General features: G+C 72.2%; 19 protein-coding genes. 8 read left to right on the top strand and 11 right to left on the bottom strand.

The genetic code is table 11. The annotated features are described in order from the left end of the window. Positions 1-19: 19 nt before the first annotated feature. Complete coding sequence (locus tag ACZ6BB_RS28690) at positions 20-766, bottom strand: ribonuclease H family protein (protein WP_471618036.1); 747 nt, start codon at positions 764-766, stop codon at positions 20-22. A gap of 64 nt (positions 767-830) precedes the next feature. Continuing rightward, positions 831-1,640 carry a VOC family protein gene (locus ACZ6BB_RS28685; RefSeq protein WP_471618035.1) on the bottom strand — a complete coding sequence of 270 codons (810 nt, stop codon included), beginning with the start codon at positions 1,638-1,640 and terminating at the stop codon, positions 831-833. 194 nt (positions 1,641-1,834) lie between these two features. Between ACZ6BB_RS28685 and ACZ6BB_RS28680 the strand changes: the two genes are divergently transcribed. The 3 genes from ACZ6BB_RS28680 to ACZ6BB_RS28670 all read left to right on the top strand — a co-directional run bounded on the left by ACZ6BB_RS28680 (position 1,835) and on the right by ACZ6BB_RS28670 (position 4,373). After that, positions 1,835-2,257 carry a DUF6153 family protein gene (locus tag ACZ6BB_RS28680; RefSeq protein WP_471618034.1) on the top strand — a complete coding sequence of 141 codons (423 nt, stop codon included), beginning with the start codon at positions 1,835-1,837 and terminating at the stop codon, positions 2,255-2,257. A 141-nt stretch (positions 2,258-2,398) separates the two neighbouring features. Beyond that, complete coding sequence (locus ACZ6BB_RS28675; protein WP_471618033.1) at positions 2,399-3,088, top strand: DUF3105 domain-containing protein; 690 nt, start codon at positions 2,399-2,401, stop codon at positions 3,086-3,088. 364 nt (positions 3,089-3,452) lie between these two features. Next, on the top strand, positions 3,453-4,373 hold the full coding sequence (locus ACZ6BB_RS28670) for an SGNH/GDSL hydrolase family protein (RefSeq protein ID WP_471618032.1): 921 nt from the start codon (positions 3,453-3,455) through the stop codon (positions 4,371-4,373). Here the strand turns inward: ACZ6BB_RS28670 and ACZ6BB_RS28665 are convergent. Both ACZ6BB_RS28665 and ACZ6BB_RS28660 read right to left on the bottom strand, forming a co-directional pair. After that, entirely contained in the window at positions 4,370-5,374 is a 1,005-nt protein-coding gene (locus tag ACZ6BB_RS28665) for a TerC family protein (RefSeq protein ID WP_471618031.1), read from the bottom strand. The genes ACZ6BB_RS28670 and ACZ6BB_RS28665 overlap by 4 nt on opposite strands. Positions 5,375-5,529: 155 nt before the next feature. Then, complete coding sequence (locus ACZ6BB_RS28660; protein WP_471618030.1) at positions 5,530-6,009, bottom strand: VOC family protein; 480 nt, start codon at positions 6,007-6,009, stop codon at positions 5,530-5,532. A gap of 221 nt (positions 6,010-6,230) precedes the next feature. Here ACZ6BB_RS28660 and ACZ6BB_RS28655 point away from each other — a divergent pair, with 221 nt between their 5' ends. Both ACZ6BB_RS28655 and ACZ6BB_RS28650 read left to right on the top strand, forming a co-directional pair. After that, on the top strand, positions 6,231-6,887 hold the full coding sequence (locus tag ACZ6BB_RS28655) for an ATP-dependent Clp protease proteolytic subunit (RefSeq protein ID WP_471618029.1): 657 nt from the start codon (positions 6,231-6,233) through the stop codon (positions 6,885-6,887). Beyond that, positions 6,887-7,489, top strand: a complete 603-nt coding sequence (locus tag ACZ6BB_RS28650; RefSeq protein ID WP_471618028.1) for a ClpP family protease — start codon at positions 6,887-6,889, stop codon at positions 7,487-7,489. Before ACZ6BB_RS28655 ends, ACZ6BB_RS28650 begins: the two co-directional genes overlap by 1 nt. An 84-nt stretch (positions 7,490-7,573) precedes the next feature. Here ACZ6BB_RS28650 and ACZ6BB_RS28645 read toward each other — a convergent pair whose 3' ends face one another. Both ACZ6BB_RS28645 and ACZ6BB_RS28640 read right to left on the bottom strand, forming a co-directional pair. Then, positions 7,574-7,966, bottom strand: coding sequence for a helix-turn-helix domain-containing protein (locus ACZ6BB_RS28645; protein ID WP_471618027.1), 393 nt, complete (start codon positions 7,964-7,966; stop codon positions 7,574-7,576). A gap of 85 nt (positions 7,967-8,051) precedes the next feature. Beyond that, on the bottom strand, positions 8,052-8,645 hold the full coding sequence (locus ACZ6BB_RS28640) for a DinB family protein (protein ID WP_471618026.1): 594 nt from the start codon (positions 8,643-8,645) through the stop codon (positions 8,052-8,054). Between the two features lie 253 nt (positions 8,646-8,898). Here ACZ6BB_RS28640 and ACZ6BB_RS28635 point away from each other — a divergent pair, with 253 nt between their 5' ends. Continuing rightward, positions 8,899-10,368 carry an esterase gene (locus ACZ6BB_RS28635; RefSeq protein ID WP_471618025.1) on the top strand — a complete coding sequence of 490 codons (1,470 nt, stop codon included), beginning with the start codon at positions 8,899-8,901 and terminating at the stop codon, positions 10,366-10,368. A gap of 33 nt (positions 10,369-10,401) precedes the next feature. Here the strand turns inward: ACZ6BB_RS28635 and ACZ6BB_RS28630 are convergent, their stop codons facing one another. Further along, on the bottom strand, positions 10,402-11,718 hold the full coding sequence (locus ACZ6BB_RS28630) for a DUF6777 domain-containing protein (RefSeq protein ID WP_471618024.1): 1,317 nt from the start codon (positions 11,716-11,718) through the stop codon (positions 10,402-10,404). 193 nt (positions 11,719-11,911) lie between these two features. On the opposite strand from ACZ6BB_RS28630, the gene ACZ6BB_RS28625 reads away from it, so the two are divergent. Beyond that, complete coding sequence (locus ACZ6BB_RS28625; protein WP_471618023.1) at positions 11,912-13,198, top strand: streptophobe family protein; 1,287 nt, start codon at positions 11,912-11,914, stop codon at positions 13,196-13,198. A 100-nt stretch (positions 13,199-13,298) separates the two neighbouring features. Here ACZ6BB_RS28625 and ACZ6BB_RS28620 read toward each other — a convergent pair whose 3' ends face one another. Then, on the bottom strand, positions 13,299-14,651 hold the full coding sequence (locus tag ACZ6BB_RS28620) for a lysine N(6)-hydroxylase/L-ornithine N(5)-oxygenase family protein (protein ID WP_471618022.1): 1,353 nt from the start codon (positions 14,649-14,651) through the stop codon (positions 13,299-13,301). Positions 14,652-14,757: 106 nt separating this feature from the next. Between ACZ6BB_RS28620 and ACZ6BB_RS28615 the strand changes: the two genes are divergently transcribed. Then, entirely contained in the window at positions 14,758-15,705 is a 948-nt protein-coding gene (locus ACZ6BB_RS28615; protein ID WP_471618021.1) for a methionyl-tRNA formyltransferase, read from the top strand. A gap of 40 nt (positions 15,706-15,745) precedes the next feature. On the opposite strand, the gene ACZ6BB_RS28610 is transcribed toward ACZ6BB_RS28615, so the two are convergent. The 3 genes from ACZ6BB_RS28610 to ACZ6BB_RS28600 all read right to left on the bottom strand — a co-directional run bounded on the left by ACZ6BB_RS28610 (position 15,746) and on the right by ACZ6BB_RS28600 (position 19,508). Continuing rightward, positions 15,746-16,660, bottom strand: coding sequence for an ABC transporter ATP-binding protein (locus ACZ6BB_RS28610; protein WP_471618020.1), 915 nt, complete (start codon positions 16,658-16,660; stop codon positions 15,746-15,748). Positions 16,661-16,664: 4 nt separating this feature from the next. Next, positions 16,665-17,774 (bottom strand): FecCD family ABC transporter permease, encoded by a 1,110-nt coding sequence (locus ACZ6BB_RS28605; protein WP_471618019.1) that lies wholly within the window; start codon positions 17,772-17,774, stop codon positions 16,665-16,667. A gap of 693 nt (positions 17,775-18,467) precedes the next feature. After that, positions 18,468-19,508: a FecCD family ABC transporter permease gene (locus tag ACZ6BB_RS28600; RefSeq protein WP_471618018.1), complete on the bottom strand. Its 1,041-nt coding sequence runs from the start codon at positions 19,506-19,508 to the stop codon at positions 18,468-18,470. Between the last annotated feature and the right edge of the window lie 163 nt (positions 19,509-19,671).

Genomic DNA, 19,671 nt, shown 5'->3' with positions numbered 1-19,671 from the left:
GCGCGGTGCCGTGCGGCGGCTATTCGGCTCCGGCCGACGCCGCCGTACGGCACTCCGGGTGGCCCCAGCCCTGGTCGTTCTTGGCGATGGGCTCACCCGCGGCGTACGGCCGGCCGCACAGACAGCGGCCGGGGAACTTCGCCTTGATCGTGCGGGACGACCCCGAGGACGCCGAGGACGAGGACGACGAACCGGCGCGGGCGCCGGACCTGGCGGACTTCCCGGACTTCTTCGCCGCGCTCCAGCGGGACGGGGCGGTGTCGGGCGCGGCCGGCGGTTCCGGGGAGCCCAGGTCGGAGCCGGCCGGCTCCTGGACGACGGCCGCCTGGCTCGCCGCGCGGTCGGCGAAGTCGTTGAGGGGGTCACCGTCGACCTGGTGCGCGGGCACGTAGCGGAAGTCCACGGTACGGCCGGTGAGCAGTTCGTCGATACGGACCACGAGTTCCTGGTTGGCGACCGGCTTGCCGGCGGCCGTGCGCCATCCGTTGCGCTTCCAGCCGGGCAGCCAGGTGGTGACCGCCTTCATCGCGTACTGGGAGTCCATCCGGATCTCGATCGGGACGGCCGGGTCGGTGGCCGCCAGCAGCCGCTCCAGCGCGGTCAGTTCGGCGATGTTGTTGGTGGCCCTGCCCAGCGGGCCCGCCTCCCAGCGCGAGGGGGTCTCGGCGTCCTCGGCGACCACCCAGGCCCAGCCCGCTGGTCCGGGGTTTCCCTTGGACGCTCCGTCACAGGCGGCCACAACACGTTCCGGCATGCACTCGATCATGCCATGCGCGGGGGCGTGGGACCGTACACGGGTCCCACGCCCCCGCGCTTCTCGCGGCGTCCGCTCAGTCGACGTCCGTGAGCGTCGGCATCTCGCCCTGCGTCCTGCCGACGTCGATGACCGAGAAGGACGCGCCCTGCGGGTCGCTGAGCGCCGCGAAACGGCCGAAGGGGGTGTCCATCGGGCCGAAGCGCAGGATGCCGCCCCGCTCGGTGGCCCGGGCGACCGCGTCGTCGCAGTCCGGGACGGTGAAGTACACGTTGATGTACGAGGGCACCTCGGGCGGGAAGTCCTCCGGGGTCATCCTCATCCGGCCGAGCAGCGGATTCTGTCCCAGGTCGAAGACCCGGAAGTCCATCTGGGGGTTGCCGGGGTCGTCCATCCGCTTGGACCGGAAGGAGAAGACGGCCGGGAAGAACGCGTCCGACTTCTCGGGCTCCCGAGTGAAGACCTCGGCCCACGCGTACGCTCCGGGCACCCCCATGGCTTCGAAGCCCTCGTGGACGCCCGCCTGCCAGCCACCGAAGACGACGCCGTCCGGGGAGCGGGCCAGCAGCATGGAGCCGAACTCGCCGACCTGCATCGGCTCCATCAGCACCTCGCCGCCGTGGTCACGGATTCTGGCCGCGGTGGCATGCACGTCGGACGTGGCGAAGTACAGGCACCAGGCGGACTGGCCCTCCTGGCCGGGCATCGGCGGGACGACCGCGGCCACCGCCTTGCCGTCGGCGTACGCCTGGGTGTAGTTGCCGTACTCGGACGACGACTCGCCGAACGTCCAGCCCAGTACGTCGCCGTAGAAACTCTTCGCCCCCTCGACGTCGCTGAACATCGCGTCGGCCCAACAGGGCGTTCCGTCGGGATGTGCGGCCATCGCGCCACTCTCCTCGGTTCGACAGGTGTTTCCCCGGCTCTCACGCTAGCCAGGAGCGTTGCCGGACGCGCGCCGAAGGGGACGGATCGCGTGAAACCGGCACGGGATCCGCGGGGCGGGACCGCGGTTGTGCGGCGTCTGATAATTTCAGCGGCGCCCGCACTCCCGTTCGCCTCGACTCGTGAGGTGGCTTCATGCCCGGCCGGCCGTTCAGACGTACGGCGCTGCCGTGCGTCCGGGGCCGGTCGGCGCGCGTGCTGCTCGTGGTCGTGTCGGCCGTGACCACGTTCCTGTTGTCCTGCGCGGGCTCGCCTCCCGGTGAGGCCCCGGCGCAGCGGCCGCACACGGTCTCGGCGGAGCCGCGGGCGCAGGTTCCCGTCTCCCCGCGGGCGGGCCAGGTGGACCGCGACCCCTGTGGGCACCGTCCCGGCGGACACGACTGCCACTCCCCCGACCCGGCCGCGGTGCTCGTGCAGGTGCCGTCGCCCGGCGCCGACCACACCGCCGCCTCCTGGCAGCCGGCGACGCCCGCGGCCCCGGTGGCGCCCGCCGGCTCCCGCGAGCCCGGTCGGTCCCGCCCTCCCGACCTCCACGAACTGCAGTTGCTCCGCGTCTAGACCCCGCGCAGGGAGCCCCGTGGACACCGCGGAGATCCCTCGGCAGGGCGTGGCGTGGGCAACCGGCCCACGCGACGGATTCGTGGACGAACAGCGGCACCGCCCGGCCCGTACGCGGCCCGGCGGGGAGAAGGACACCCCATGGCTTCATCCAAGGCGAAGGCCAACAACGGCGGCCCGAAGGGCAGGAACAACAGCCCCAAGGCCAGGGAGGCGGCGCGGCGCGCCCGCATGGAGGAGATACGCAAGGCCGAGCAGGCGCGTGAGCGGCGGACGCGGGTGCTCATGATCGGAGTCACCACGGCCATCCTCGCCGGGCTCGTCGGCGGCGGCTGGTACCTCATCGACTCCGCGCAGGAGAAGGAGGCGGCGGAGGCTGCGGCGAAGGCCGCGCCGGTCGACGGTGTGAGGAGCTGGTCCAAGCTCCCCCAGAAGCACGTCACCGAGCCCGTCGAGTACAAGATGAGCCCGCCGGTGGGCGGCGACCACAACCAGGTGTGGGTCAACTGCGACAAGCAGGTGTACACCAAGGCCGTGCCGAACGAGAACGCGGTGCACGCGCTGGAGCACGGCGCGGTCTGGATCACGTACAACGACAAGGCGGCCGAGGCCGACGTCGAGTCACTGACCGGGCTGGTGAAGAAGACGACGTACTCCTTCATGAGCCCCTACGAGGACCAGTCCTCCCCCATCGTGCTGAGTGCCTGGGAGCACCAGCTGAAGGTGGACGAGGCGTCCGACCCGCGGGTGCGGAAGTTCCTGAACAAGTACGTCCAGGGCGAGCAGACGCCGGAGCCGGGTGCCGCGTGCACCGGCGGCATGACCCCGTGACCTGACCGCACGGGGGCGCCCGCCGGACCGGGCGCCCTCGTGGGGCCGCACGGGCACGATCTCCTCGGCTCCGACGCCCAACCGGGCGCGCCGCGGCCGGGGCCGGCCGGTTGCCGACCGGTACGCGGGCCGAGGTGGCGGCGTGAGGGAGCCGCGAGTCGCGCCACGCAGGGCCGTAGGCGGCCGTCCGGGGCCGGCATCGCGCCACGGCCGGGCGGCGGCCGGCCGGGCCCGACTCCGCGCCCCGGCCGCTCGCGACAGCGTGCCCCGGCCGACCCCCTCGTGGCCGACACATGTCTTCCGCCCCGCCCCGGGCTGTGCTTGCCTGGGGAACCGTTTTCGATGGCCGGGGCCGGAGTCGCGTATGCGCAGGGCGTGGATCGTGGGAGTGGCCGGGGCGGTGCTCGCCGCCCTGTCCCTGGGCGCGTGCGGGGATCCGGAGTCGGCGCCGGGCGGGGCCCCGCCCTCGGCCACGGCGCCCGATCCGTCACCGACCACCCGTTCCCGGGCCACCACCGCCCCCCGGGACGGCAAGACCGCGAAGCCCGCGCCCAAGGTGCTCTACCTCGGGGACTCGCTCGCCGTGGAGAACCAGCGCGTCCTCGGCACTCTTCTCAAGGACGGCCTCGGCGCCCGCTACACGAGCGTGCCGTACGGGGGCACCACCCTGTGCGACTACCTGGAGGGCACGGCCGACCGGTCGCTCGTCCCGCCCCAGGACAAGGCGGCCGCACTGGTGCGCCGGCTGCGTCCGGACTACGTGGTCCTGCAGTTCTGGGGCAACTCGTGGGACTACACGCCCTGCATGGACGGCATCACCTACGGCAAGGACCGCGCTGGGTACTTCCGGCGGTACGAGGCCGCGGCCGACGGGCTCACCGAACAGATCGCGAACGCGGGCGGCGAGCACCGGCCGACGATCGTCTGGGTGCTCCAGGGCCCGGACCCGATGACCCCCGACCGGGTCCGGCGCGTGAACGCCCTCTACGAGAGGCAGGCCAAGTCCTCCGGTGACCTCACCGCCGACGCCGGCCGGGCCGTGAGCCCGGCCTCCGGCCGCTACACGTGGACCCAGTACCTGCCGTGCACCGCGTACGAACGTGAGCACGACGGCTATTGCACCCAGCCGGACCGGGCCCGTACCGCCCTCCACCACGACAAGGACCTTCTGCACTTCTGCCTGGCCCCGACGACGTCCAGGCCACGGCCGTGCCCGGTGGTGTCGCCCGGCATCACGCGCATGGCCCGCGCGATCACGCGGGCCGTCGCCGACGCGGTGGCCTAGGCCGGCTGCGAGGTCTGCTCGTCGTCGCCCGCGACCGCGGTCTCCCGCTGGTCCCGCTCCCGCTGCCGTCGGGAGGCCCAGAGGCTGGTGACGGTGGTGACGGCGAGGACGAGGACGATGAAGCCGAGGGAGAAGGGGATGGAGATCTCGGGGACGTGGACGCCGGACTCGTGCAGGGCGTGCAGGACGAGTTTGACGCCGATGAAGCCGAGGATGATGGACAGGCCGTAGGAGAGGTGGACGAGCTTCTTCAGCAGGCCGCCGATGAGGAAGTACAGCTGGCGCAGGCCCATCAGGGCGAAGGCGTTGGCGGTGAAGACGATGTACGGGTCCTGGGTGAGGCCGTAGATCGCGGGGATGGAGTCGAGGGCGAACAGGACGTCGGTGGAGCCGATGGCGAGCATCACGACGAGCATCGGCGTCATGACGCGCTTGCCGTTCTCCTCGATCCACAGTCTGGTGCCGTGGTAGCGGTCGGCCACTCCGAAGCGTCGCTCCACGGCCTTGAGGAGCTTGTTCTCCTCGTACTCCTCCTCGTGGCTGCCCTTGCGGGCGTCCTGCACCAGCTTCCAGGCGGTGTAGACCAGGAACGCGCCGAAGAGGTAGAAGACCCAGGAGAAGCTGGAGATGATCGCCGCGCCGGCGGCGATGAAGATCGCGCGCAGCACCAGGGCCATGAGGACGCCGACCATCAGCACGCGCTGCTGATACTGCGAGGGCACCGCGAACTTCGCCATGATCAGCACGAAGACGAAGAGGTTGTCGACGCTGAGGGACTTCTCGGTGATGAACCCGGCGAAGAACTCCCCCGCCGGTTTGCCGCCGCCGACGGCCAGCACGCCCAGGCCGAACGCGACCGCCAGGGCGATCCACACGGCCGACCAGATCCCGGCCTCCTTCACCGACACGTCGTGCGGTTTTCGCCCGATGAAGAAGTCGACGGCGACCAGGAGACCCAGGACGACGATCGTGAGCAGCCAGGTGGACGGGGAGACGTTCAAGGTTCCTCCGGGTAACGGGTGGCGCAGGGCAAGCCTCACCGGAGTCCTTTGCGACCGCTACCCGGTCCGGGTAAAGAATCACCGAAATCCCGGTGCCCGCCTGGTGGGAGGCCCGGCCTGGAGGGCCGCCCACCGGGAGGAGGATGTGCGGACCGCTACTCGCCCGCGTACGCCTTCTCCAGCGCGGCGAGGTCGAGCTTGCCCATCGACATCATCGCCGCCGTCGCGCGGGCCGCCTTCTGCGCGTCCGGGTCGCTGATCATCTCGATGAGGGCGGTGGGCACGACCTGCCAGGACACCCCGAACCTGTCCTTGAGCCACCCGCAGGGGCCGGGCTCGCCCCCTTCGGTGAGGCTGTTCCAGTAGTAGTCGATCTCGTCCTGGTCGGCGCAGAGGATCTGGAAGGAGACGGCCTCGGTGAACGTGAACTGCGGGCCGCCGTTGAGGGCGACGAACCGCTGGCCGTTGGCCTCGAAGTCCACGGTGAGCACCGTACCGGCCGGCTGGAACGCGCCCTCGCCGTAGTGGGTGACCCGGCCGAGCCGGGAGTTCTTGAAGATCGAGACGTAGTGGGTGGCCGCCTCCTCCGCCTGGCCGTCGAACCACAGGCAGATGGTGAATCCGTCGCTGGACATGAGTGCCTCCTCGGGGCGCGGATGTGTCGTCTCCGTATCGACCGGTTCCGCTGCCGAAACTCATCGGTGGCGTGGGCATCGGCTGTGGAGGATCTCGGCGGGCGGCCGGCGCTCTGCTGTCGGCGAATCTGCCGCGGGCAGAGAAAGTCCAGGTGAGGGGCGGTTCGTGGGGAGAGTGGAGTCAGCGGCCACCGCGGTCGCGTCCATCCGAGGGAGGAAAAGTGGCTCCACTGACCACCGGCCGGGCCCCCGCGTTCGCCCCGCGTGCCGAGGAGGGCGACACCCCGGCGTCACGCTTCGACGACCATCTCGCCGCGCAGCTCCTCGCGCAGCGGATCGTCTTCCTGGGCACCCAGGTCGACGAGGTCTCCGCCAACCGGGTCTGCGCCCAGTTGCTGCTGCTGTCGGCGGAGGACCCGCGCACCGACATCAGCCTCTGCATCAACAGCCCCGGTGGTTCGGTCACCGCGGGCCTCGCCATCTACGACACCATGCGGCTGATCCCGAACGACGTCTCGACGCTGGCGATGGGCTTCGCGGCGAGCATGGGCCAGTTCCTGCTGAGCGTGGGCGCCCGCGGCAAGCGTTACGCGCTGCCCAACGCGCGGATCATGATGCACCAGCCGTCGGCGGGCATCGGCGGCACCACCGCCGACATCGAGATCCAGGCGGAGAACCTGGAGTTCACCAAGCGGGCCATCGAACGGATCACCGCCGAGCACACCGGCCAGACCGTGGAGACGATCTCCCGGGACGGCGACCGCGATCGCTGGTTCACGGCCGAACAGGCCAGGGAGTACGGAATGGTCGACCGGGTCGTCGAGACGCTCGACGACGTACGGCCGGCCTCTTCACGCCGACGGATGGGGCTGCAGTGATGGGGACGTACACGATTCCGAACGTCGTCGAGCGGACCGCGCAGGGCGAGCGGTCCTACGACGTGTTCAGCCGGCTGCTGTCCGAGCGGATCATCTTCCTCGGCACCGAGATCGACGACGGCGTGGCCAACGTCGTCATCGCGCAGCTGCTCCATCTGGAGTCCTCGGCGCCGGAGAGCGAGATCGCGATCTACATCAACTCGCCCGGCGGATCGTTCACTTCGCTGATGGCGATCTACGACACGATGTCCTACGTGCGCGCGCCGGTCTCGACGTTCTGCGTCGGACAGGCGGCCTCGACGGCGGCGGTGCTGCTGGCGGGCGGGGACGCAGGGCGGCGGTTCGTGCTGGAGCACGCGCGGGTGCTGCTGGGGCAGCCGGCGAGCGGGGGCCGTCAGGGCACGGTCTCCGATCTCGCCCTGCAGGCCAAGGAGATGGTGCGGATCCGGTCCCAGGTCGAGGGGGTGCTCGCGCGGCACACGGGGCGCGAGGTGGCGGATCTGCGGGCCGACATGGACCGGGACAAGGTGTTCACGGCTCAGGAGGCGGTGGCCTACGGGCTGGCGGACGAGGTGTTGAACCGGCGCCTGGTGGGGGTCTGAGGGCCGGCCCACCGCGTCGCCGCTCCCCGGCCGAAGGACCTCGGCGCCCGCGCCCCGGCGAGGGGCGCGGGTGGCGGGCGGAGGTCAGGCCACGAGGCACAGGCCGTCGTAGGGGGCCCTGGGTGTCCTGCGGGTGGCCTGATGGCGGGTCAGTTCCGCCTGGGCCAGGGACAGCAGGTCCCCGAGGCCCAGGCCGAGGGCCTGGGCGGCTGCCGCGAGGACTTCCGAGGAGGCTTCCTTGCGGCCCCGTTCCACCTCTGAGAGGTACGGCATCGAGATGCGGGCCTCGTCGGCGACGTCCTTCAGGGTGCGTTCCTGGGCCAGCCGTTCGCGGCGCAGCACATCGCCGACCAGGTCGCGCCAGAGGGGTTCCCTGGCCGGTGGAGCGGCCGGGCGGACCGGGCGGGCCGCCGCCGGGCTCGCCGTCGCCGGGCGCAGGGGGATGACTCGGGCTTCGTTCGAGGCGTGTCGGCTCACTTCTCCAGCCTAGGAACTGCGGGCGGGAGGGCAAGGGGGCCGCGTTCCGCCCTCAGGGAAATCGCCGGGGGGACGGCTCCGGGCATCACTCGCCGATGCGGCCGTCGATGCGTTCGCGCAGGAGGTCTGCGTGGCCGTTGTGACGGGCGTACTCCTCGATCAGGTGGACCAGGACTTCGCGCAGGGCGATGGGCTCGTCGTCGTGGCGCCCGGTGACGGCGAGGTCGGGCGCCGCCGCCACGAAGCGTTCGGCGAAGCCGACCTCGCCGCGCCAGGTCCGCCAGGCGTCGGCCACGGCCTCCGGGTCCGCGACGGCGTCGTTGAAGTCCCCGTCGGGGTCGTCCCCGGCGCGATAGTGGCGCGGCGACGGGGGCTCCCCCGCCAGGACCTGGCGGAACCAGTACTGTTCGACGCCCGCCAGGTGGCGTACGAGGCCGAGCAGCGACAGGTTCGACGGCGGTACCGAACGGCGGGCCAGGGCCTCGGCGTCCAGATCCGCGCACTTCAACTCCAGGGTCAGCCGCTGGTTGCGCAGGTACCCGACCAGCGTGGCCCGCTCCCCCTCGAAGCCTCCTTCGCCGCGCGGGTCTCCTTCGGGGCCGACGAACCGGTCACCCCAGCCGGGCTTCCGCTCGGGCAGGGGCTGTTCGTCGGGCCGGGTCGCACCATGGTCACTCATACGGAGGAGCATCGACGGTCACGGTGCCGCCGCGCCACCCCATTTCCGCCGGTCACGCCGATTCCGCCGCGTGAGCGCCCTCCCCCGCGGCGGGGGCCGGAGCCGCGTCCGGAGACGGAGCCTCCTGAACCGGCCGTGTCGTCCCGTACAACCCTTGCTCACCACAAGGTGTCGAACAGGGCGCCGGACGAGGAACGGGCCCTTTCCGGACACCCCCGCGCTGCCCGGCCGTTCCCACCACCAGGAGCCGAACATGCGCAAGAACCGCTCGGCAGCGCTCGCCGCTGCCACCTTTCTTCTCGTCTCGGGCGCGGCGATCGCCACCGCTCCCTCCGCCTACGCCGGCGCGCCCGGCAGCACACGGGCCGGTGACCGCAACAGCGACTTCAACGGAGACGGTTACGAGGACATCCTGGTCGGCGCGCCCGGCGCCACCGTGAGCGGCAAGAAGGGCGCGGGCCTGGTGACCGTGCAGTACGGCTCGTCCAAGGGCATCGGCACGAGCAATGCCGCCCGTTTCAGCCAGTCGACGTCGGGGGTCGCGGGCGCGGCCGAGACGGGTGACGGGTTCGGCCGGGCGGTCGCCACGGGCGACCTGGACGGCGACGGGTACGACGACGCCGTGGTGGGCATCCCCGGCGAGGACATCGGCACGCTCGGGGACGCGGGCGGGGTGGCCGTGCTGTGGGGCTCGAAGGCCGGGCTCAAGGGTGCCGCGAGCGACTGGCTGGAGACCGAGGAGCCCGCCGCGGGCGAGCAGTTCGGCACCGGTCTGGCCGCCGGCCGCTTCACCGCCGAGACGGACGGCGACATCCTCGCCGTCCTCGACCCGTACGGCGTGGAGCTGTTCGCGTACGACGCCGCGGCGCGGAGCTCGATGCGCCGGGAGTCCGCCCAGAGCTTCGGTGCGAAGGCCGAGGCCCGCGACATCCGGCCCATGTCCATGACGACCGGTGACTACGACAAGAACGGCTTCGCCGACCTCGTCGTGTCGGGGCTGAGCCTGGGGGACGAGCCCGGACACGGATGGTCCGCGTATCTGTCGGGCAACGCCGACGGGCTGAAGTACGAGCGCGATCTGCGCGGCGGCCCGGTCGCGGCGTCCGGGGACATCAACGACGACGGGTACGACGACCTGGTGACCGGTGAGCCGAACTCCCCGGACGACCAGCCGGGTGAGACCCGGACGGGCGGGGTGGTCGGCGTGCGCCTCGGCGGTCCGGACGGCCCGGCGGCGGAGCCGGACTGGTGGGTGCAGGACTCCGACGGCGTGCCCGGTGTCGCCGAGGCCGGGGACGGCTGGGGCTCGGACCTGTCGGTCGCGGACACCGACGGGGACGGGTACGCGGACGTGGCGATCGGCGCCGCGGGCGAGGACATCGGCACGGTGAAGGACGCGGGCGCCGTGTGGGTGCTGCGCGGCTCCGCCGCCGGCCTGACCGCGGCCGGCGCCCGGTCCTGGGACCAGAACTCCACGGACGTGCCGGGCGCCGCGGAGAAGGGTGACAAGTGGGGCGCCCAGGTCCGGCTGACCGACCCGAACGGCGACGGCCGCTTCGGTCTGCTGGCCGCAGCGCCGGGCGAGAACACCGGCGACGGTCACATCTGGGTGCTCTCGGCGGGCTCGGGCGGCGTCACGGCGGCCGGGTCGTGGACGTACGACGCCGCCTCCCTCGGGGCGCCCTCGGTGGACGCCCAGTTCGGGTCGGCTATCGACGAGTGAGGCGGCGGGGCCCCGTACGGCCGCGCGGGCGGGTCAGGAATCCGGGGCGACCGGATCCGGGACACCGTCGAGGGACGCCGACCCGGAGGTCGTGGTGTCGTCCGGCGCGTCGGACGTCTCGGGGCTCTGCGGCGGTGTCGTGGGCCCCGTGGTCGGTGTCTCCGGCGCCGACGGGGGCGAGGTGGACGGGGTCACCGAGGACGAGGAGGGGCAGGGGCTGGCGCTGGCGTCGGCGTCCCCGCCTTTCGGGGTCTTCGTCGCGCCGCGCGGGGACGAGGGGCACGGCTTGGGCGACTTCGAGGGCGGTTCCTCGGAGAACGACGTCGACGTCGACGGGGAGGGCTGGTTGACGGGCGGGGTGGTCTTCTTGTCCTTCCCGCCCGTGTCGCCGGCGGGGCGGGTGAACCAGTCGTCGTGCTCGGGGTCGTAGAGGACGAAGACGTCGATGACCACGGTCGAGCGCTCGATGACCACGACGTTCTGCGGCCGGTACGACGGCCAGGAGTCGCCCTTGGGCTCCGGCGTGGTCTTCAGCGCGACCGGCGGCTTCAGCGGGTTGCCGCAGGCGCAGCGGACCCGGGGGACGCCCCGGTCGTCGACGAGGACGGCGGTGCCGGACTGCAGGACGGCCTGGTAGCTGGTGGCGGCTCCGTCACGGTAGCCGTGGTTGGTCACGCGGGTGTCCATGCGCAGCTGTACCGGGGTGAGTGAGCGCAGGTAGGCGGGTACGCCGGAGGAGTCGACGCCGGCGACGGAGGCGAACGCGTCGTTCTTGGCGGGGTTCGCGCCGAGCACCTTGATCTGCTTCTCCACGTCGCAGCTGGAGACGTTGCGGGTGCCGCCGTAGAGGCCGGGGGACGAACCGTCCACGGCGCGCGTCACGTTGGCGGGTTCCGCACTGCTCGGTGTGGCCGTGGGGGTCTCGGGCACGGTGGAACTGTCCGTGGCCGTGGACTCGGTGAACGGGTCGGGGCCCGCCTTGCCGGCGGCCTGGAGGAAGACCTCGCCGTCGGCCGAGCCGCCGGAGTCGTCGGAGCGGGTGAGGACGACGACGAGCACCACCGCGACCAGGGCCGCGGTGACCATGAGGGCGATCCGGGGAGCGGACCGCCACCACGGATGACCGGGGCTTCCGGGGCCGCCGGTTCCTCCCGGGCCGCCGGGCCCGCCGCCGGAGCCCCCGGTGCCGCCCGGACCGCCGGTGCCGCCGGGCCCCGAGGCGTCGCCCGGTGGCACCGGGGCGCTCGTCCGCGTCGGGCTGGGCGGGGTGGGGCCGGGCTGCTGCGGCCCGGACAGGGGGCCGGAGGGCGGCCCTGTGGGGCGGCCGGAGGACGGCTGTTCGGAACTCACGGGTCTTCTCCCGGCGTAGGGACTTCGCGGCGCCGCATGCGATTGATGTCACACAATGCACATGTTTAGCCGCTTTATGACTCTTTTCTCCATGACAGGGCCATTGTGTGCTCTGGTCCCGCGTCACTCGCAAGCCGAACGAGCCGGGCGCCCCGGCGCGCGGAGTGTCACCGCCGTGCTTAGCGTGGCAAGAGTGAGCCCTCGGACCCTGTCGCCCCGGCAGACCGCCGCACCCGAGCGGGCGGTCGCCCGCCACGGCTGGCTCCAGGCCCTCGCGACCGTGCTGGCCGGACTGATCACGATGATCGTGGTGGCGTCTCTCGGTCTGTGGGCGGCGGGCGCGGCGGACCTCCCGGACGGCGCGTTCCCCCGGGTCGTCGCGGCCACCGTCGTGACGGCGGTCGGCGGCACGATCGAGCTGTCCGGCGGCGCCGGGTTCCTCGCCGAGACCCGGGCGGGCCTGACCGTGATGCCGCTGTCGGTGACCGTCGTGGGCGCCCTGGTGATCGCGGCCGGATTCCTGCGGCCCCTGCGGCATCGGGCGGTGACCGGGGCGGCCGAACTCGCCGGCTGGGCCGCCCGGATCGCCGTCCTGTGGCTGGCGGCGCTGATCGGCCTGGCGCTCTTCGCCCGGCAGACCTTCGACGTCCCGCTCGGCGACGTGGGCGACTTCCTCGGCACTTCCGCCGACGTGGGGTTCGAGACTGCCGTGGCGCCGACCCTGTTCCTCGGACTGGTGTGGCTCGCCGGCGTTCTCGTCCTGGCGCTGCTGGTCTCGCGCGGGGCACCCCTGCCCGCGCGGCTGCTGCGGTTCCAGGAGTCGGTGCGTCCGGCCGCGTACGCGATGGTCGGCCTGCTGCTGGCGTGCCTGGGCATCGGGCTGGTGATCGCGGCCGTGGTGGCGCTGACCCGTGGGCATGCCGCCCAGACGGCCGCGCTGGTCCTGCTGGGCCTGCCGAACGTGGTGTGGCTCGCCTTCACGATCGGCCTGGGCGCCACCTGGGACAGCCAGGTGGAGGGGCCCTTCGGACTGCCGATGCCGAAGATCCTGGACGAGGTGGTGCGCGGGCCCGACGTGTCCACCCTGAGCCTGGGCTCGCTCGCCGACTACGACGGCCGGGTGTGGTGGCTGCCCGCCGTGAACGCCGTGCTGCTGATCCTTGCCGCGTTCGTGATGGCGGCCCGCTCCCCCGCCCGGGTACGGCTGTGGCAGCACGCCGTGCACATGGCGGCCGCTCTCGCCGCGACCGTCCTGATGATCTGTCTCGTGGCCCGGATCTCCGCGCACTACGGGCTGTCGGTCATCGGCATCGGTGACCTCGGCGGGGACCTGGGCGGGGAGTTGTTCCTGCGGCCCCATCTGTGGGGCGCGCTCGGCCTCGCCGTGCTGTGGGGACTCGTGACCGGGTTCCTGGGCGGGGCGCTGGCCAGGGGAGTGCGGCGCCGGGGCGAGGTCCAGGAGGGCGCCGGCCGCCGGTAGGCGGGGCGCGGGCGTCCGGGAGCGGGCGCCGCCTTGGAGGGGCGGTCGCCGGGCGTGCGGCGTCCCCGGCGTCGGCCGCTCGTGCCCTCGGACCCGCCGCTCACGCCTCCGTCGTCGTCAGGTCCGCCGCGCGACGGGCGAGGAGGGAGGCGCAGATCTCCCCGGCGCGGACGGCGGTGGTGGAGAGCAGCGTCGAGGTGAGGCCGTGGGTGTGCTCGGTGCCACCCTGGAGGTAGATGTCCGCGCTGACGTCGGGGGCGGTGGCCACGCGGTGGTCACGGCCCACCTGGAGGGCGTCCTCCTCGTCGCGCAGGCAGAGTTTGCCGATCTCGCCGAGGTTGTCGCCCACCCCGCGCGGCCGGTAGCCGGTGGCGTGGACGAGGAGGTCCGCGGAGAGGGTCTCGCGCTCCCCCGTCGGCAGGAACTCCACCGTCACCCGGACGCCGTCCACGCCCTCCTCCACCTCGCGCAGGCGGGAGACGTTCATCATCCGCAGCCGTTCCCGGCCCTGGACCTTCTCCTGGTACATGGTCCGCGACAGCGACTCGATCAGATCCATGTCCACGACGGAGTAGTTGGTGCTGCGGTGGTAGTCGAACAGCGACTGCTTCACCTCCCGGGGCGATCCGTAGTACAGGTCGACGGCCTCGGGGTCGAAGATCTTGTTGGCGAAGGGGCTGTCGTCGGCGGGTGTGTAGCCGTACTTGGCGAAGACGGAGCAGATCTCGGCCTCGGGGAAGCTGCGGTGGAGGTAGTCCACGGCCTCCGCCGCGCTCTGTCCGGCGCCCAGGACGACGGCACGGCGTATGGGCCGGCCGGTGCGCTGGGCCTCCTCGACGCGGGGCAGCAACTCGCTGGTGTGCCAGACCCGGTCGGACAGGACCGCGTCCGGCGGAAGGTGCGGTTCCAGGCCGGCGGCCACGCAGATGCTGCGGGCGCGACGGACGGTGAACCGATCCGGGTCGCCGGGGGTACGGCTGGTGACGTCGAAGTAGCGGATCTCGCCGTCCCGGCTGACGGGGCGCACGGAGACGACCTCGGCGGAGTACTCGACGAGATGGGAGACGCGGGCGGCGGCCCACTCGAAGTAGTCGTGGAACTCGATGCGCAGCGGGAAGAGGGTCTTCAGGTTGAGGAAGTCGACGAGGCGCCCCTGGTCGCGCAGATAGCACAGGAAGCTGAAGTCGCTGGTGGGGTCACGCATCGTCACCAGGTCCTTGAGGAAGGACACCTGCATGGTGGCGTCGTCGATGAGCATGCCGCGGTGCCATCCGAACCGGGGCTGTCTCTCCAGGAACCCGACCCGGAGCCCGTTCTCCGCGCCTGCCCGTGCGGAGTGCTCGTGGAGCGCGATGGCGAGCGCGAGATTCGACGGGCCGAATCCGATCCCCAGTACGTCGTAGATGGAATCCGGCCCGGTGTGCAGCATCGTCACCGCGTCATCGCCTTTCATCGAGAAAAGGGGTCCACACAGTCGTCCCGGCAGGAACACAGCCTCCCCCAGCACAGCCATGTTAGATAAGGTAAGCCTTACCTAGCAACGGTTGAGGAGAGCTCATATGCGGATCGCCATGTTCGGATACCAGACGTGGGGACACCGGACGCTGCGTGCGCTGCTGGATTCCGGACACGAGGTGGTTCTCGTCGTCACCCATCCCAAGAGCGATCACGCGTACGAGAAGATCTGGAACGACTCGGTCGCCGACCTCGCCGAACAGCACGGTGTTCCGGTGCTGTTGCGCAACCGGCCGGGCGACGAGGAACTGCTGCGCGCACTCAAGGAGGCCGACCCGGACCTCATCGTGGCCAACAACTGGCGCACCTGGCTGCCGCCCGAGATCTTCGACCTGCCGGCGCACGGCACGCTCAACATCCATGACTCCTTGCTCCCGAGGTACGCGGGGTTCTCCCCGCTCATCTGGGCGCTCATCAACGGCGAGCAGGAGGTCGGTGTCACCGCCCACCGCATGGACGGTGAACTCGACATGGGCGACGTGCTGTTGCAGCGTGCGGTGCCGGTCGGTCCGAAGGACACGGCGACGGACCTGTTCCACCGCACGGTCGACCTGATCGGCCCGCTGGTCACCGACTCGCTCGAACTCATCGACTCCGGCAGGGCCGTGTGGACGCCGCAGGACCGCTCCCGGTCGAGTTTCTTCCACAAGCGGTCCCTCGAGGACAGCCGGATCGACTGGACCTGGCCCGCCGAGGACCTGGAGCGCTTCGTACGGGCCCAGTCGGACCCGTACCCCAACGCCTTCACCCATCACCGGGGCGAGCGGATCCGGATCGTCGCGGCCTCCGTCTCCGAGGGGCGTTACGGCGGCACGCCGGGGCGGATCTTCATCCGGGAGGGCGACGGGGTCGTGATCGTGGCGGGCGCCGAGGCCCGCTCGGGACGGCTGCCGGGGCTGGTGGTCGAGCGGGTGCGGACGCAGGACGGCACGGAACACGCGGCGACGGACTACTTCCGCACGATGGGTGGTTACCTGACACCCCGCCCGTGACGGAACGGACGGGCGGGCCGGGGGCGCAGGCGGCCGCGGGTCAGCCGGTGGCGCCCGACACGGGCTCCGCGGCCTTCGCCGCGTCCGCGTCGGTGCCCTCGTGATGACGGCCCATCGGGATGACCATGGGGGTACGGCTGACGGGGTCCTCGCCCACGATGCAGCGCAGACCGAAGACGTCCTCGACCGTCTCGGCGGTGATGACGTCGGCGGGGGCACCCTCGCCCGCGATACGCCCGCCCTTCATGGCGATGATGTGGTCGGCGTACCGGCAGGCCTGGTTGAGGTCGTGCAGGACCATGACGACGGTGCGGCCCTGGTGCCGGTTGAGGTCGGTGACCAGGTCGAGGACATCGATCTGGTGGGCGAGGTCGAGGTACGTCGTCGGCTCGTCCAGCAGCATCACGGGGGTGCCCTGGGCGACGGCCATGGCGATCCAGGCGCGTTGGCGCTGTCCGCCGGAGAGTTCGTCGACGGGCCGGTGCGCCAGGTCGGTCAGCGCGGTCGCCCGCAGCGCCTCGTGCACGGCCTCCTCGTCGCTCCGCGACCACTGCCGCCACCAGGTCTGGTGCGGTGTACGCCCCCGCCCGACCAGGTCGACGACCGTCAGCCCCTCGGGGGCGACGGGCGTCTGCGGGAGGATGCCGAGCTTCTGGGCGAGGGTCCGGGTCGGGATGGTGTGCACCGCACGGCCGTCGAGGTGGACGGCACCGGCCTTGGGCGTGAGCAGCCGGGCCAGGGCGCGCAACAGGGTGGACTTGCCGCAGGCGTTGGCGCCGACGATGGCCGTGACCCGGCCGGTGGGGACGACCAGGTCGAGGCCGTCGACGACGATCCGGTCGTCGTAGGCCAGGCGCAGGCCCTCGGCACGCAGTTCGGGGCCGTCGGCACGGCGGCCGGCGGACGCGTCCGCGCGGGTGTCGCGCTCCGCGGCCGCTTCGTACTTCGATGACACGTCTTCAGCCTCCTGAACCGGCGCGGTTGGCGCGGATGAGCAGCCACAGCAGGACGGGGGCGCCGAGCACCCCGGTGACGATCCCGACCGGGAGTTCGGTGTCGGGGACGAGCTTGCGGGCGGCGAGGTCGGACACGAGCACCATCACGGCACCGGTGAGCCCCGCCGCGACGGGTGGCGGGAACGGGGTGCCGGCCAGGCGCTGGGCGACCTGGGGCGCGGCGAGGGCCACGAAGGCGACCGGCCCGGCGGTCGCGGTGCCGAAGGCGACGAGCCCGACCGAGATGAGCAGGACGGCCACCCGGACGATGTGCACCCGGGTGCCGAGGCCCCTGGCGACGTCGTCCCCGAGTTGCAGGACACGGATCTGCCGGCCGAGCAGCACGGCCGGGGGCACGAGCACGGCCATGGTGAGGGCGAGCGGGCCGATCTGCTCCCAGGTACGGCCGTTGAGGTTGCCGACGAGCCAGCCGAGGGCCGCCTGCGCCTGGAAGCGCTGGCCGCGGGCCAGGAGGTAGTCGGTGATGCTGGTGCAGATCCAGGAGACGCCGATGCCGACGAGGACGATGCGGTAGCCGGTGGTGCCGCGTTTCCAGGCCAGCACGTACACCAGCAGCCCGGCGGTCAACGCGCCCAGCAGGCCGAGGGCCTGGGTGCCGAGGCCGCCGTCCCAGCCGAGGACGATGCCGGCGACGACCACAGCGCCCGCTCCCTGGGTGATGCCGATCATGTCGGGGCTGGCGAGCGGGTTGAGCGTCACGGTCTGGAGCAGGGCCCCGGAGATGCCGAACGCGATACCGACGAGCAGCCCGGCCAGGGCACGCGGCAGCCGCAGTTCGTGGACGATCAGCTCGGTGCCGGGATCGCCCGTGCCCGCGAGGGCCTTCAGCACATCGGTGAGCGGCAGGTCGATGTCCCCGACGGAGGTCTCCACGGCGAACGCCAGGAACGCGGCGGCGGCGAGCAGCAGAGAGACGGCCAGCAGCCGGGGCCGTACGACGCCGGAGACGGGCGGCACCGGAAGCCGGAAGGCGAGACGGTCGGCCGTGCGGCGCCGGGCAGCCGTCTTCTCGACGCCCTTCGCGGGCGGCACGGGCGCCAGTTCGGTCGTCATCGGCTCACCACTCCACGGTTCTGCTGTTCATGGGGCCTCGTCACCGCGGTTTCCGAGGCGGGGAGTCGGTGATGAGCGAGGACGGCGATCGCGGGTCGATGTGCGAGGACGGCGATCGCGGGTCGGCGATGCCACGGCCGGCGGGAATCGGGCCGGCCCGGCCACGTCTCGCAGGCCACGGCACCGGGGCAGCGCGACCCGGTCACCACGGGGCGTTCCCTGTGCGGGTCGGTGACCACGAGCCGACGCTGCCGCGGCTCGACCACCGGGCGACCGTCGGCGTACGGCTCGACCACCGGGCAGCCGCCGGTGCGCGGCACGGCCACCAGGCAACCGCCGGCGTACGGCTCAGCCACCAAGCAACCGCCGGTGCGCGGCACGGCCACCAGCCAACCGCCGCCACAGGGCTCGGTGACCGCGGGCGAGTGAAGCCACGAGTCGGGGATCACCGCACCGCACCCCCGCCGCCCGGCGACCACGGCACCTCCAGGGCGCGACTCACCGGCCACGGGCCGGCGATGCGGGAGTCCTGCGGCCACGGGACCACGGCTCCGCGACCCGGTCGCCTGGAGACCCTCTCCCCGGGCGGCGACCGGACGGGACGCGACCGATCCCCGTGACCCGGCGGTCACGGGCCGGGGCGTCGGCCGCGTATCCGCCCGAGGCCGGCACCTGCCCCGTCGAGACGTCATGTCACAGCTCCGCGAGGCGTCGGCGGCGTACCAGGGCGATGAAGAAGGGGCCGCCGAGGAAGGCGACGAGGATGCCCGCCTGGATCTCGGTCGGGCGGGCGATCAGGCGGCCGGCGATGTCGGCGGCCAGGAGGAGGCCGGGAGCGAGGACGGCCGACAGGGGCAGCAGCCAGCGGTGGTCCGGGCCGATACCGGCCAGTTGGGCGAGGACGCGGGCGATGTGCGGGACGACCAGGCCGACGAAGACGACGGGTCCGATGACGGCGACCGCTCCGCCGGTGAGGAGGGTGACGGCGACGACACCCTGCACGCGGACCAGGCCGAGCTTGAGACCGAGCGACTTGGCCACGTCGTCGCCGAGGGCGAGGCTGTTGAGAGCGGGAGCGCAGGCGAGGGCGAGGAGCGCGCCGACGGCCAGGAACGGCAGGACGCGCAGCAGGACCCCCTCGTCCTGGTCGGCGAGCGAACCCGCGCTCCAGAACCGGTACCGGTTCAGGGCGTCGGGGTCGGTGAGCGCGATGGCGCTGGTCAGCGAGAACAGCAGGGAGGTCACGGCGACCCCGGCCAGGGCGAGCTTCACCGGGGTGGAGCCGGACCGGCCGAGACCGCCCAGGAGATACACCAGGACGCTGGCGGCGAACGCGCCGCCGAAGGCGAACCAGATGTAGCCGTAGACCGACGAGATGCCGAGTACGCCGACCGAGAGGACCACCGCGAACGCGGCGCCCGCGCTGACGCCGAGAATGCCGGGGTCGGCGAGCGGATTGCGGGTCAGCGCCTGCATCAGGGCGCCCGAGAGACCGAGGGCTGCGCCGGTGGCGAGCCCGAGCGCGGTGCGCGGCAGGCGTACGGACCAGATGACGGTGTCGACACGGGCGTCGGGGGCGTCACCGAGCAGGGTGTGCCACACCTGGTCGAGCGGGACGCCGAGCGCGCCGAACGCCATCGACAGGGCGCACAGGGTGAGCAGGGCCGCGCCCGAGAGCGTCAGCAGCAGTGCCGCGCGGGGGCCTTTCGCCGCCCGGACCGAAGAGGTCCCCACGTCTTCAACTTTCTTTGATGAGGCTTGCCTTAACTGTAGGGCGCGTGCGGGTCGAACTACAGGTCCTCCGTGGATTGCCGTCCCGCCCTCGGGGCAACCCTCACAAGGAGACCCTGTGAATTAGGTAACCCTTACCTTAGTATGTCGGCGATCCGGCTCAGAA

It is taken from the genome of Streptomyces sp. NPDC041108 (genome assembly GCF_055592645.1).
This window is presented reverse-complemented; position numbering and strand designations above follow the sequence as displayed.